Below are 14,007 nucleotides of genomic sequence, written 5' to 3' on the forward strand. Positions count from 1 at the left end.
GCGGAGCACCCCGCGCCTTGACAGCCGTGTCACGCTCGGAAGGTGCGGACAGAACTGATCGACAAGTGGGTACGCGCCTTTGTCGGCGACACCGCGGTAGTGGACACCCGGCGACCGCTGCTGTTCTGGGAGGACGCGTTCCCGGTGCCGAACTACGCGTACGATCCCGCCGACGTCCGGACCGACCTGCTGGTGCCGAGCCGCAGCGAGCCACCGAGCGGGTTCGATTTCTTCGAGCCGCGCGGTCCGGTCTCCCAGATGTACGACCTCGTGCTCGGCGACCGGACGTTGCCGCGGGCCGCCTGGCAACGCGACGACCCCGCCTTGGCCGACAGGCTCGTCGTGTCCTGGCGCCCCGGCCTGCTGGATCGCTGGCTGGAGGAGTCGGAGGAGGTAGGTGGGCATCCCCGCGACCCGTACAAGCGGGTCGAGGCGCTGGCGAGCACCCGCCACGTCGTGGTCTCGCTGGACGGCGTCACGCTGGCCGACACCACCCGACCGGTGCTGCTGTTCGAGACGGGACTGCCGACGCGCTTCTATGTACCCGAGGAGGATCTGGTCGCGGAGGCGCTCGAGCCGAGCGGGGCGCACAGCTTCTGTCCCTACAAGGGCCGGGCGGATCGCTACTGGAGCGTCCGCGGCCGTCCGGACGCCACCGACATCGCCTGGTCGTACGCCCAGCCGTTCCCGGCCGTCGGCAAGGTGGCCGGTCGGGTCGCGTTCTACAACGAACTGGTCGACATCAGCGTGGACGACGTACCCCTGCAGCGCCCCGACTCGGTGTTCCGCCGCCGCGAGCACCGGCCGGCGGCCGACTGAGCGGGAGCGTCAAGCGCGACGACCGCGGACGATCTCGACCGTGCGAGCGCCGGCAAGCACACCGACGACGGCGGTGATGGCCAGCAGGAACAGCTGGAAGCCGAACAGAGCTGGCGACAAGGCCGAGTTTCGCAGCCCCCCGTCGAAGAAGCCCGAGAGAATGCTGGCAGCGCAGGCCACGGCGAGCAGCCCGGCCGCCCAGGCGGCCCATCGGCGGTCGGTGCGCACACTCAGCCAGGTCAGCAGGATCTGCCCGAGCATCATCGGCATCGGGGCCGCCAGCAGCGCAGCGCTGCTCCAGGCCGTCTCCCAGGCCTTCAACCCGGCGGCGATGCTGAGGAGTCCGCCGGCCAGATCGGTACTGATCAGCGCGCCGACGGCGATGACGAGACGCCGGCTGACTGGCGACAGTCGGCGACGGCGCTGACGGTCTCGATCCACGACGGCGCGAGCGGGTTCGGTCTGGGTCATGGTCCACTCCTTCGCGAGGGCTTGCCTTCGTTCCCACTCTCGTCCTCACCACTTGGCGGGCCCTTGGCCCCGGCTTGGGCCCACGGCCCGGCGGGCTCGCCTAGCCTGGACCGGTGAGGACCGGACGGGTCCGCGCCGAGTGCGGTCGACGCGACGCGCTGCTGTGGGTGGTGCTGGCGGCGGCCCTACTGCTCGGCGGCTGCACGTACTCGCGGCAGGAACCTGGACTGTTCCGTCCCCGGCCGTCGGACCCGGTCAGCATGGTCTCGGTCGGGCCGGAGAACCTACCTCCGGAGCCGACCAACCGGCAGCTACCGGTGCTCGGCGAGCAGATCTGGACGACCGCCGACGAGCTTCCGATCACCGTCCGTTTCGCGGTGCACGCCGTCCGGCGGGTGCCCGGAGCAACCGTGCTCGACTGGTCGGTGACGCCGCTGCCGTCGGCCGGCCTGCGAACCGGCGATCGCACTCCCCGCTCGATCGACCTCGGGCTCGACCGCGACGACAACGGCGATCAGCGGATCTATCTGGTCGACTCGGCCGGACGGGTGTATCGACCGCTGGCGCACAAGGGCGACGAGGACTTCCACCACTGTCTGTGCACACCGTTGTGGGTGGCCCAGCTCGATTTGCGGATCGGCGAGACCAGGCTGCTCCAGCTGGCGCTGGCACCCCTGCCCGCCGGGGTCGATCAGGTCGACGTCGTGCTGGCCAATTCCATCCCGTTCTGGCACGTCCCGGTGACGGCCGACGGGATGGTTCCGCTCGCCGCGCGGTCGGTGGACCTGACCCGCCCGCCGGAGCGTACGGCCGCCGTGTCGTCTGTGCTGCCGTTCACCGAGTCCGACCGGCCGCTCGGCCGGCGCCGGTCCATCGAGCTTCTCCGGGTCGAGTCCGGGCCGTCCGGCACCGCCCTCAGCTGGCAGATCGGCTCCCGGCAGGACCAGGTGTTCCCCGCGTTCTCGTTCGGCTCGCCGCCGGTCGCCGCCTCCTTCGGAGCGACCCCGCGGCTGCGCACCACCAATGTCGCCAGCGGGCCCGTGCTGCGAGTCGGCTCGCGGAGTGCGGTCCTGCACGCGCGATGGATCACCAGCGACCAGCCCGCGCCGGGGTATCGCGAGTGCCTGTGCAGCCACTTCGGTCTGTGGGCCGCCGGGTTACGCAACGCCGGCGGCGTGGCCACGGTCGTCACGGTCTATCCGCCGCTGCCGACCGGCACCCGCCACGTCGAGGTCGAGCTGCCGGGCCTGACGACCGTCGACGTACCCGTCGCTCCGCCGGGCCTGGACCCCGATCGCGCGATGCTCGGCGTCGGCCGGGTGATCGTGCCGACCTGGACGTACGACACCGCGAACCCGCCCGCCGGCTGGCAGACCAGCGACTGGCCGACCCCGCTGCCGGATCCGGCCCAGCTGCGCGACTACATGGCCAGCGTGGACCGGCTGGTCGATCAGCCCCACACCGGCTGACCCGCCCGCCCCGGAAAGTTCGGCCGGGACGAGCCGGACTCCGGGCGGGGACGTACGCGCTCGGCAAGAAACGCGAAACAGGGGGCGACCCCGAAGGGGCGCCCCCTGTTCAGGGCGTTTCAGCGAGCGAGCCTGGACTCAGAAGTCCATGCCGCCCATGCCACCGTCGCCACCGGCCGGCATGGCCGGAGCCTTCTCCGGCTTGTCGGCGATGACGGCCTCGGTGGTGAGGAACAGCGCGGCGATCGACGCGGCGTTCTGCAGCGCCGAGCGGGTCACCTTGGTCGGGTCCGGCACGCCGGCGGCGAGCAGGTCCTCGTACTCACCGGTCGCGGCGTTCAGCCCGTGACCGGCCGGCAGGCCCTTCACCTTCTCCGCCACGACGCCGCCCTCGAGGCCGGCGTTGATGGCGATCTGCTTCAGCGGAGCCTCCGCCGCGACCTTGACGATCTGCGCGCCGATGGCCTCGTCGCCGGTCAGCGACAGGTTCTCGAACGCCAGCTTGGTCGCCTGCACCAGAGCCACGCCGCCACCGGCGACGATGCCCTCCTCGACGGCCGCCTTCGCGTTGCGAACGGCGTCCTCGATCCGGTGCTTGCGCTCCTTGAGCTCGACCTCGGTGGCCGCGCCGACCTTGATCACGGCGACGCCGCCGGCCAGCTTGGCCAGCCGCTCCTGGAGCTTCTCGCGGTCGTAGTCGGAGTCGCTGTTCTCGATCTCGGTGCGGATCTGGTTGACCCGGCCGGCGATCTGGTCGGAGTCGCCGCCACCCTCGATGATGGTGGTCTCGTCCTTGGTCACCACGACCGAGCGAGCGGAGCCGAGCAGCTCCAGCCCGACGCCGTCGAGCTTGAGGCCGACCTCCTCGGAGATGACCTGGCCGCCGGTCAGGATGGCGATGTCGGTCAGCATGGCCTTGCGGCGGTCGCCGAAGCCCGGCGCCTTGACCGCGACGGACTTGAAGGTGCCGCGGATCTTGTTCACGATCAGCGCGGCCAGGGCCTCGCCGTCGACGTCCTCGGCGATCACGACGAGCGGCTTGCCGCTCTGCATGACCTTCTCCAGCACCGGCAGGACGTCCTTCAGGTTGCTGATCTTGGAGTTGACGATCAGCACGTACGGGTCGTCGAGCACGGTCTCCATGCGCTCGGTGTCGGTCACGAAGTAGGGCGAGATGTAGCCCTTGTCGAACCGCATGCCCTCGGTGAGCTCGAGCTCCAGACCGAAGGTGTTGGACTCGTCGACGGTGATGACGCCTTCCTTGCCGACCTTGTCCATCGCCTCGGCGATGATCTCGCCGACGCTCGGGTCACCGGCGGAGATGGAGGCGGTGGCAGCGATCTGCTCCTTGGTCTCCACGTCCTTGGCGGCGGCGGCCAGCTGCTCGACGACGGCGGCGACGGCCTTCTCGATGCCGCGCTTCAGGCTCATCGGGTTGGCGCCGGCGGTCACGTTGCGCAGGCCCTCACGGACCATGGCCTGGGCCAGCACGGTCGCGGTGGTGGTGCCGTCACCCGCGACGTCGTCGGTCTTCTTGGCGACCTCCTTGACGAGCTCGGCGCCGATCTTCTCGTACGGGTCCTCGAGCTCGATCTCCTTGGCGATGCTCACACCGTCGTTGGTGATGGTGGGCGCACCCCACTTCTTCTCGAGCACGACGTTGCGGCCCTTCGGGCCGAGGGTCACCTTGACGGCGTCGGCGAGCTGGTTCATGCCCCGCTCGAGGCCGCGTCGCGCCTCGGTGTTGAACTGAATGAGTTTCGACATTGTCCTCCGCGAGTCCTCCCGCGTTCAGGCGGCTCGGGAGCCGCCAGCTGGTTGACATGATGGTCTCGGATAACCCCACCGGCAGTGCCCGCGACGGTCGCCCCGGAACCGGGACTCACTACCCACGAGGTGGCACTCTCACCTGGAGAGTGCTAATCCTGTTTTAGCACTCTACCCCATCGAGTGCAAAGGCCCTGGGCGCGGGTTCGGGGGCTCGTACGGCCTCGGCAGCCGCCCCGGGACGTGGTGACCACTCCCAGCCGTCATCACACGAGTGTTACCCGACGCCGCTACGGTGTGCACGTGTCCGTGAACGATCAGTCCGCCACGCCCGTCTCGCCGAACGCCGCCGGCGAGGCCGCCGTGAAGTTGAAGGCCAGCCACCCGCTCGCCCTGGCTCCGGTCACGTCGCCGGCGAGCTCGGTGGACGGGTTCATCCGCGAGTTCCTCCGCGAGCTCAACTTCGGCCAGGGCGTCGCACTGTCATTCTCCTCCATCAACGACCAGTACCTCGCGCTCGCCCGCACGGTCCGGCACTACCTGATGGCGCGGTGGTTGGGCACGCTGCGCCGCCAGTTCGAGACCCAGGCCAAGGGCGTCGCGTACCTCTCGGCGGAGTATCTGCTCGGCCGGCAGCTGGGCAATGCGCTGCTGGCCACCGGCCTGACTGACATCGTCGAGGAGGGCCTGGCGAAGTGCGGGATCGACCTCGCCACGCTGCGCGCGCAGGAGGTCGAGCCGGGCCTCGGCAACGGCGGTCTCGGCCGGCTGGCGGCCTGCTTCATCGACTCCCTGGCCACGATGAGCGTGCCCTGCGTCGGATATGGCATTCGATACGAGTACGGGATCTTCCGCCAGACCTTCGAGGACGGCCGCCAGGTCGAGCAGCCCGACAACTGGCTGGCCCTGGGCTCGCCGTGGGAGTTCCCGCACCCGGAGGCCGCCCAGATCGTCAACTTCGCCGGCCATACCGAGACGTATGAGGAGGACGGCACCGTCCGGAGCCGCTGGATCCCGGGCTGGAGCGTCCAGGCGATCCCCTACAACTACATGGTGCCGGGCTACCAGAACGGCCGGGTGAACACGCTCCGGCTCTGGTCAGCGGTCGCCACCAACGCCTTCGACCTGCGCATCTTCAACTCCGGCGACTACGCCGAGGCCGTCCGCGCCCAGACCTTCGCCGAGAACATCTCCAAGGTGCTCTATCCGGAGGACTCCACTCCGCAGGGCAAGGAGCTGCGGCTGCAGCAGCAGTACTTCTTCGTCTCCGCCTCCATCCACGACTTCATCGACAACGTGCTGCCGGCTGACTTCGACCTGACCCACCTCCCGGATCGAGTCATCTTCCAGCTCAACGACACCCACCCGGTGATCGGCGTGCCGGAGCTGATGCGGGTCCTGGTGGACGAGAAGGACTTCGACTGGGACGACGCCTGGGAGATCACCAAGAAGTGCTTCGCCTACACCTGTCACACCCTGCTCCCCGAGGCGCTCGAGGTCTGGTCGGTCGATCTGCTCGGCCGGCTGCTGCCGCGGCACCTGGAGATCATCTACCGGATCAACGACGAGTTCCTGGACGAGGTCCGCGAGCGGTTCGGTGACGACGAGCTGCGGATCCGCCGGATGTCCATCATCGCCGAGCACCCCGAGCGGTCGGTCCGGATGGCGTACCTGGCGACCGTCGCCGGCTCCAAGGTCAACGGGGTCGCCGAGCTGCACTCCCAGCTGCTCCGCGACAAGGTGCTGCCGGACTTCGACGAGTTCTATCCGGGCAAGTTCATCAACGTCACCAACGGCGTCACCCCGCGGCGCTTCATCCGGCTGGCCAACCCGGCGCTGTCGGAGCTGATCACCGACGCCCTCGGGGTGGGCTGGCTGACCGATCTCGAGCGGCTGCGCGAGCTGGAGCCGTACGCCGAGGACGAGGAGTTCAAGGAGCGCTTCCGCGCGGTCAAGGCGCACAACAAGCGTCGGCTCAGCCGAGTCCTCGTCGATCGTGACGGGACGTCGGTCGACGACGACCACCTGCTGGACGTGATGGTCAAGCGGCTGCACGAGTACAAGCGGCAGACCCTGAAGCTGCTGCACATCGTGACGCTGTACGACCGGATCACCTCCGGCGAGGTGAAGCCGGCCGACATCGTGCCGCGGACGTTCATCTTCGGCGCCAAGGCCGCCCCCGGCTACCGGATGGCGAAGGAGATCATCCACCTGATCAACGCGGTCGGCTCGGTGGTGAACGCCGACCCGGCGGTCGAGGGCCGGCTCAAGGTGCTCTTCCCGCCGAACTACAACGTCACGCTGGCCGAGAAGGTCATTCCGGCTGCCGACCTGTCCGAGCAGATCTCGCTGGCCGGCAAGGAGGCGTCCGGCACCGGCAACATGAAGTTCGCCCTGAACGGCGCGCTGACCATCGGCACCGACGACGGCGCCAACATCGAGATCCGCGAGCTGGTCGGCGACGACAACTTCTTCCTGTTCGGTCTGCTGGAGCCCGAGGTCGAGGCGCTCTATGCCAAGGGGTACGTCCCCAGCTCCTTCTACGAGTCCGACGAGGGCCTGCACCGGGCGATCGACATGATCGCTCGCGGCACCTTCTCCGGCGGTGACCGGGGCGTCTTCGACGGGCTGGTCTCCAACCTGCTCTACGACGACCGGTTCATGGCACTGGCCGACTACCGCGCCTACATCGACGCGCAGGACGAGGTCGACAAGGCCTATCTGGACGAGGACCGCTGGACCCGCTCGGCGATCCTGAACGTCGCCCGGACCGGCTTCTTCTCCTCGGACCGGTCGATGCGGAACTACATCGACCGGATCTGGCACACGCCGCCGTCGTTCTGAACTGCTCCGCTCGGGCAAGCCCTCGCTCCGCGCTCCGCTGCGCTCGAGGCCCGCTCGTTCGTCGTGTTTCGTGATGGAACGGAAAAGCGTGTTCCATCACGAAACACTCCTGCACTCGCGGGCGCGCAGCGTCGGTGTGGGGCGGGATGTGCGCTGAGCCTGTCGAAGGGCACCCCTGCGACCTCAACACGTGCCCTGAGCCTGTCGAAGGGCACACCCGCCACCCCCCACACGTGCCCTGAGCCTGTCGAAGGGCACACCCGCCACCACACACGTGCCCTGAGCCTGTCGAAGGGCACACCCGCCATGACGGAAGCGGACACTCGGACTCGTCTGGTGCGTGACGGCCGGCGTGTCGGGCTCATATCCGGACACTCGGGCCCGTCTGGTGCGTGACGGCCGGCGTGTCGGGCTCATATCCGGACACTCGGGCTCGTCTGGTGCGTGACGGCCGGCGTGTCGGGCTCATATCCGGACACTCGGGCCGAAATGTGATCCTCGGCCGGCCGGCTGGGCCCCGTACGCGCCGAATTGCATATGCGGGGAATGCAATCGGGCGACGGTGAGTTGTCGCCTGTCGTGGCGGAGACCGAGGTGCGACGAGCCGACGTAGGGCTGCGATCCGAGCGCGGTCCGGTGCTGCTCAGCATCATGCTGGGCGTCGGGCTGGTCGCGATCGACTCGACCATTCTCGCCACCGCGGTCCCCTCGATCGTCCGCGACCTGGGCGGGTTCGCCCAGTTCCCCTGGCTGTTCTCGATCTATCTGCTCACCGCCGCTGTGTCGACGCCGATCTTCGCCAAGTTCTCCGACATCCACGGGCGCAAGCCGGTGATGCTCATCGGTGTCGCCCTGTTCGTACTCGGCTCGATCCTGTGTGGGTTCGCCTGGAACATGACCGCGCTGATCGTGTTCCGCGGGCTGCAGGGGCTCGGCGCCGGTGCGATCCAGCCGACCAGTATGACGATCATCGGCGACCTCTACAGCCTCGCGGAGCGGGCCAAAGTGCAGGGGTACGTCGCCAGCGTCTGGGCGATGTCGGCCGTCGTCGGCCCGACCCTCGGCGGTGTCTTCTCCGACTTCCTCACCTGGCGCTGGATCTTCTTCGTCAACGTCCCGCTCGGGGCGCTCGCGGCGTGGATGCTGTTCCGGCACTTCCACGAGGACGTCAACCGCGGTCGGCACACCATCGACGTGGCGGGCGCGGTGTTGCTCACCTTGGCCAGCACGATGCTGATCTTCGGGCTGCTCGAGGGCGGCGTGCTGTGGTCCTGGCTGTCACCCTGGAGCATCGGCGTGCTCGGCGTGGGTGTGCTGCTGCTCGCCGCCTTCGTCGGCGTGGAGCGGAAGGCGGCCGAACCGATCGTGCCGGGCTGGGTGTTCCGCCGCCGGCTGTTGGTCGGTGCGAACCTGACCAACCTGGCGGTCGGCGTGATGCTGATCGGCCTGACCTCCTACGTCCCGCTGTACGTCCAGGACGTCCTCGGCACGAGTGCGCTGGTGGCTGGCTCCGCCCTGGCGGCGCTGACCATCGGCTGGCCCATCTCCGCCTCGCTGTCGGGCCGGATCTATCTGAAGATCGGCTTCCGCAACACCTCGTTGATCGGGTCGGTGATCGCCGGCGCCGGCGCGGTGCTGCTGATCCTGTTGAACGCCGGCAGCAGCGTGTGGTGGGTGGCGCTGACTTGCTTCGTCATCGGTCTCGGGATGGGCCTGGTCGCCAGCCCGACGCTGGTCGCCGCGCAGTCGTCGGTGGACTGGAGCAGCCGCGGCGTGGTGACCGGCACCAGCATGTTCGCCCGCTCGATGGGCAGCGCGGTCGGCATCGCCATCTTCGGCGCGATCGCGAACGCGGCGATCGGGACCCAGTCCCACGGCAGCACGAGCAACGGCGTGCCACCCGCCATCTTGGAGCCAGCCCTGCACCAGGTCTTCGTGGCCGCCGCGCTGGTGGCCGTGCTGATGCTGGTGGCGGTGGCGATCATGCCGCGCCGCGCCCCCGGCGCCCTCGCGTGACTGTGCTCTGCCGGCGGGCGCCGGTCACCTGACCCCGCCGCTTCCCCCATCCCGCCCCACCCCGGAAACTGTGCAGCTGTTGCAGCGACACGCCGGTGAAGACTGCAACAGCCGCACACTTTCCGAGCTCGGGCGGAGCGGAGCAGCCCGCGGCGAGGTGGCGTCACAGGCAGCAGAAGGGGGCGCCGAGGACCGCGAGGCGGCGGCGCAGAAGCGGGGCGCGCGGAGCGGGCGCGGGCCCACATCATTAGCCGGCGAGTTCGGCGACGATCGGTACGACGTCGGCGATCGAGTCGACGATCCGGGTCGGGCGATAGGGGAACCGGGCGACGTCGTCTCGCCGGGTCGACCCGGTGAGCACGAGCACCGTCCGCAGGCCGGCCTCGATCCCGGCGATCACGTCGGTGTCCATCCGGTCCCCCACCATCACGGTGGACTCCGAGTGCGCCTCGAGCTGGTTCAGCGCCGAGCGCATCATCAGCGGGTTGGGCTTGCCGACGTAGTACGGCTCGATCCCGGTGGCCCGGGTGATCAGCGCCGCCACCGACCCGGTCGCCGGCAGCGTGCCGAACGGGGAAGGTCCGGTCGCGTCCGGATTGGTGGCGATGAAGCGGGCGCCACCCTCGATCAGCCGGATGGCACGCGTGATCGACTCGAACGAGTACGTCCGCGTCTCCCCCAGCACGACGTACTCAGGATCGCGGTCGGTCAGCACGAAACCGGAGTCGTGCAGGGCCGAGGTCATGCCGGCCTCGCCGATCACGTACGCCGAACCCCCCGGGCTCTGGTCCGCCAGGAACTTCGCGGTCGCCAGCGCGGACGTCCAGATCGCACTCTCCGGCACGTCGATGCCGCTGGATCGCAGTCTCGCCCGCAGATCGCGGGCGGTGAAGATGGAGTTGTTGGTCAGCAGCAGGAACCGGCGGTCATGCTGTTGCAGGGTCCGGACGAAATCGGCGGCACCGGGGATGGCGGACTCCTCGCGGACCAGCACGCCGTCCATGTCGCTGAGCCAGCAGGCGACCGGCGGCCGCGGGTGCGGTTCAGGATCAGTCATGGCTTCACCCTGCCAGGTAGCCTCGACGCCGTGCGAGAGGGACTGCTGAGGACCGCGGCCGTGGCCGCCGTCGCGCTGGTGGCCTCGACCGGATGCACCGGCGCCACGGCACCGAGCCCGCGCGACCCGGCGTCGCCCAGCCCGTCCGCCGGCTCGGGCGCGACGTTCGGCACCGGACTCGGCCATCCCGGCTCCGACGGCCTGATCGTGCGTCACCTCGACCGGAGCGGAGGAATCAGCACGCTCCGGGTCGAGGACTTCCCGCGCTGACCGAGCGGTCGCCGGACCGGGCGGAGGAACCGGGTCAGCCGGGTGGCGGCAGCGTCACCCCGAAGCCGGCGACGGCGAGCCGCAGCAGCACCTGACCGGGCGCCTGTAGATCGGCGATCTTCGCGGCGCTGAGCACCTCCAGCTCGGCGAGCCGGCGATCGTATGCCTCCGGACCGGCCAGCCGCGCCGACTGCAGCTCGACGGTATTGTGCCACACCTTCAGCCGCGCCTCGCGCAGGAACCGGCGGGACGCCTGCCGGTTGGCGGGCGTGAGCAGCCGGTCGAGAAGCCGCCGCCGGCCGCCCAGCTCGGCGTCCTCCGCCGAAACCCGGGAGGCGAGCACGGTGTCGATTCGTTCGTGGTCTCGCCGCCGGCTCGCCATCAGGGCAGGATCGGCGAACTCCGCGTCGGTGATCGTGGCCAGCAGCGACTGCGGCAGGTCGTAGTTCACGTGCGCGTTGATCCCGAACAACAGCTGGCGCAGCGCCGGCGTCTCCGGCGGCGCCGCGAAGGCCACCCGCCACGGCCGCGACGGCCGCCCGTCGGCGAGCTCGGCCCGCAACGCGGCCAGGTACAGCCCGGCGAACGCCACGTCCCAACGCTCGACCCAGCCGCGGTCCTCGAACATCCCGTCGGCCGCCGCCGCACCGACGGCCGCCGTGGTCCGCCGGTAGGTCGCCACGAAGACGCGGTGATGTTCCAGCCGCGGCGGCAGCGCGTCCAGGCAGGCCTGTAGCTCCGCCATCACCTCCTCGATCGGATCTCTGCCGTGCGCACTCGGGTCCTTCACAGCGGAGATCTTCCTCCTGTCGGCGCCCCGGGACAGCCGGTTCGCGACTATCCTGCGGGGCAGGGGCAGGGGCAGGGGCGGGCGGCGGAACGGCGGCCTGATGGCGAGGAACGGACCAGGCGAGCGGGTCGGTGACGACCGGATATTGCCGTACGTGCGGGTGCTGTCCGCGATCATCGTCCCGTTCCTGGTGCTGGCCTTCGTCGTGCTGTATGTCTTTCCCGGCGAGACCGGACGACTGTTCGCCTGGCCGATCAAGGCGACGATGACGTCGATGACGCTCGCGTCGGCCTACCTCGGCGGCGTCTACTTCTTCACCCGGGTCGCGCTGCCGTCCGGTCCGAGGGGTTGGCATCAGGTCAGCACCGGATTCGTCGCGGTCGCGGTGTTCGCGACCTTGCTCGGCATCGCCACCGTCGCGCACTGGCAGCTGTTCAGCCACGACAAGCTCGCGTTCTGGCTGTGGGCGGGGCTGTATCTGACCACGCCGTTCCTGGTCGTCGGCGGTTGGCTGGCGAACCGGCGCAGCGCCGGACCCGGACCCGCCGACGGCCAGCTCCTGGACGTCCGCGCCGCTCGGGCGATCGGGGTCGTCGGGGGCCTGGCGCTGCTGCAGGGGATCGTGCTGTTCGTGGCGCCGGCGATCATGATCCCGCACTGGCCGTGGCCGCTCACCCCGCTCACCGCACGGGTGGTCGGGGCGATCTTCTGCCTCGGCTGCGCCGGCCTGAGGACCTGGCGCGACCGGCGCTGGTCCTCGATCGCCCTGCTGCTCGACGTCAGCGTGATCATGATCGCTGCGATCCTGCTCGCGGCGATCCGGGCGCGGCACGAGTTCGACCCGACCCGGCCGCTGACCTGGCTGCTGGCGGCCGGCTTCGTCGCCGTACTAGCCGGGGCCCTCGGACTCCGCTCGGTGATGCGCCGGCGGGGCCGGGTCGGCGCGGCGCGCTGACCGGAGCCGGGCAGACTCGCGCCATGGACCCGCTGCCCGACCCGGCGCTCGTCGTTCTCGTCGGTGCGGCGGGGTCGGGCAAGTCGACCTGGGCGACCCGGCACTATGCCGCTCCCGAGATCGTGTCGTCCGATGCCCTGCGGGCCGTTGTCGGCAGCGGCCCCGCGGATCTCGACGCCTCGTCGGAGGCGTTCGCGCTGCTCGACCAGATCGTCTCGGGTCGCACCCGGCGCGGCCTGACCACGGTGATCGACACCCTGGGCCTGGATCGCGACCGGCGGCTGCGCTATCTGGCGCGGGCCCGCGAAACAGGTTTGCCGGCCGTCGCGGTTGTGTTCGCCATCGAGGACCGGCTGTGCCGGCAGCGCAACTCCGCCCGCGACCGCCCGGTGCCGGCGCCGGTGCTGACCACTCAGCTCAAGGCGGCCCGGGCGACGCTGGATCTGGTCGCGGAGGAGGGCTGGGACCGGGTCGTCGTGGTGGACCAGGGTGTCGCGGAGGTCACGATTGCCACGCCGGCATCGACCCGGCCGGAGCCCGCGGCACCCGGTGCCGGCCCGGAACTGATCTTGCAGCTGTCCCGGTTCCCGTGGGGCGAGGACCCGCAGGGCTGGCTGACCGCGATCGCCCGCCGCGCGGACGAGATCGGCCTCGCCGGGATCGCGCTGATGGACCACCTGATCCAGATCCCGCAGGTGGGGCGCGCCTGGGACCCGATCCCGGAGCCGTGGGTGACGCTCGGCGCTCTGGCCGGCCTCGGCACCCGGCTGAGACTCGGCACGCTGGTCAGCCCGGTGACCTTCCGGCCGGCAGGTGTCACGGCGAAGGCGGCGGCGACGTTGGACGTGCTGAGCGGGGGCCGCGCCTTCCTCGGACTCGGCGCCGGCTGGTGGGACCGCGAGCACGCCGCGTTCGGGCTGCCGTTCCCACCAGCCGGCGATCGGCTGGACCGGCTCGAGTCGACGATCGAGACCTGCCGGGCCCTGTGGTACAGCGGCACGAAGGCGTACGTCGGTGAGCGGGTCAGCCTGCCCGAGACGACCTGCTATCCCCGACCGGCCGGCGCGCTGCCGATCATCGTCGGTGGAACCGGCCAACGTCGCACGCTGCAGATCGCGGCACGTCGGGCCGACGGCTGCAACCTGCCGTCGGCGGACAGCGAGCGCCTCGATCAGCTGCTCTCCGTGCTGCGCCGGCACTGCGCGGAGGTCGGCCGCGATCCAGCGACGCTGTCGGTCACGGTGCTGGACCTGCCCGTCGTCGGCGTCGACCGAGCGGACGTGGCCCGCCGGGTGGAACGGCTGCGGGGACGCACGTCCGCGGCCGCCTTCGCCGCCCGCCACCACGCCGGCACCGCCGACACCCATCGGCGCCGGTATGCCGACCTCGCCGATCGCGGAGTCTCGACCGTCTTCCTGGCCCCGGCCGACCTCACCGGTCCGGACGACCTGGACCGGCTTGCGCCTCTGGTCCCACGCTGACCGGCGCCGAGCACGTGCCGGTGGAGGCTACCCGGCAACGGCTCGACGGGGTCCACCGGCGCCGAGAC

At 70.3% G+C, this 14,007-nt stretch carries 11 protein-coding genes; 7 read left to right on the top strand and 4 right to left on the bottom strand.

Annotated elements, in window-relative coordinates; all coding sequences use genetic code 11:
• Positions 1-42 precede the first annotated feature (42 nt).
• Positions 43-819 carry a DUF427 domain-containing protein gene (locus ABD747_RS24985; protein WP_344809853.1) on the top strand — a complete coding sequence of 259 codons (777 nt, stop codon included), beginning with the start codon at positions 43-45 and terminating at the stop codon, positions 817-819.
• A gap of 9 nt (positions 820-828) precedes the next feature.
• Here ABD747_RS24985 and ABD747_RS24990 read toward each other — a convergent pair whose 3' ends face one another.
• Positions 829-1,290 (bottom strand): hypothetical protein, encoded by a 462-nt coding sequence (locus ABD747_RS24990; RefSeq protein ID WP_344809854.1) that lies wholly within the window; start codon positions 1,288-1,290, stop codon positions 829-831.
• Positions 1,291-1,403: 113 nt separating this feature from the next.
• Here ABD747_RS24990 and ABD747_RS24995 point away from each other — a divergent pair, with 113 nt between their 5' ends.
• Positions 1,404-2,759 (top strand): hypothetical protein, encoded by a 1,356-nt coding sequence (locus ABD747_RS24995; protein ID WP_344809856.1) that lies wholly within the window; start codon positions 1,404-1,406, stop codon positions 2,757-2,759.
• 138 nt (positions 2,760-2,897) lie between these two features.
• On the opposite strand, the gene groL is transcribed toward ABD747_RS24995, so the two are convergent.
• Positions 2,898-4,526, bottom strand: coding sequence for a chaperonin GroEL (gene groL / locus ABD747_RS25000; protein ID WP_344809857.1), 1,629 nt, complete (start codon positions 4,524-4,526; stop codon positions 2,898-2,900).
• A gap of 303 nt (positions 4,527-4,829) precedes the next feature.
• Between groL and ABD747_RS25005 the strand changes: the two genes are divergently transcribed.
• Entirely contained in the window at positions 4,830-7,370 is a 2,541-nt protein-coding gene (locus tag ABD747_RS25005) for a glycogen/starch/alpha-glucan phosphorylase (RefSeq protein ID WP_344809859.1), read from the top strand.
• Between the two features lie 579 nt (positions 7,371-7,949).
• Positions 7,950-9,386, top strand: a complete 1,437-nt coding sequence (locus ABD747_RS25010; protein ID WP_344809861.1) for an MDR family MFS transporter — start codon at positions 7,950-7,952, stop codon at positions 9,384-9,386.
• 247 nt (positions 9,387-9,633) lie between these two features.
• Here the strand turns inward: ABD747_RS25010 and ABD747_RS25015 are convergent, their stop codons facing one another.
• Positions 9,634-10,443 (bottom strand): HAD-IIA family hydrolase, encoded by an 810-nt coding sequence (locus tag ABD747_RS25015; RefSeq protein WP_344809863.1) that lies wholly within the window; start codon positions 10,441-10,443, stop codon positions 9,634-9,636.
• 30 nt (positions 10,444-10,473) lie between these two features.
• On the opposite strand from ABD747_RS25015, the gene ABD747_RS25020 reads away from it, so the two are divergent.
• The gene (locus ABD747_RS25020) at positions 10,474-10,713 is read left to right on the top strand and encodes a hypothetical protein (protein WP_344809865.1); all 240 of its coding nucleotides are present in this window, start codon (positions 10,474-10,476) and stop codon (positions 10,711-10,713) included.
• Positions 10,714-10,747: 34 nt separating this feature from the next.
• Here ABD747_RS25020 and ABD747_RS25025 read toward each other — a convergent pair whose 3' ends face one another.
• Positions 10,748-11,503 carry a DUF5995 family protein gene (locus ABD747_RS25025; RefSeq protein ID WP_344809867.1) on the bottom strand — a complete coding sequence of 252 codons (756 nt, stop codon included), beginning with the start codon at positions 11,501-11,503 and terminating at the stop codon, positions 10,748-10,750.
• A gap of 100 nt (positions 11,504-11,603) precedes the next feature.
• Here ABD747_RS25025 and ABD747_RS25030 point away from each other — a divergent pair, with 100 nt between their 5' ends.
• Both ABD747_RS25030 and ABD747_RS25035 read left to right on the top strand, forming a co-directional pair.
• On the top strand, positions 11,604-12,458 hold the full coding sequence (locus ABD747_RS25030) for a hypothetical protein (protein WP_344809868.1): 855 nt from the start codon (positions 11,604-11,606) through the stop codon (positions 12,456-12,458).
• Between the two features lie 23 nt (positions 12,459-12,481).
• On the top strand, positions 12,482-13,939 hold the full coding sequence (locus tag ABD747_RS25035) for an LLM class flavin-dependent oxidoreductase (RefSeq protein WP_344809870.1): 1,458 nt from the start codon (positions 12,482-12,484) through the stop codon (positions 13,937-13,939).
• The last annotated feature ends 68 nt before the right edge of the window (positions 13,940-14,007 follow it).

This window comes from Microlunatus ginsengisoli, assembly GCF_039537205.1.
Taxonomy (GTDB): Bacteria; Actinomycetota; Actinomycetes; order Propionibacteriales; family Propionibacteriaceae; genus Microlunatus; species Microlunatus ginsengisoli.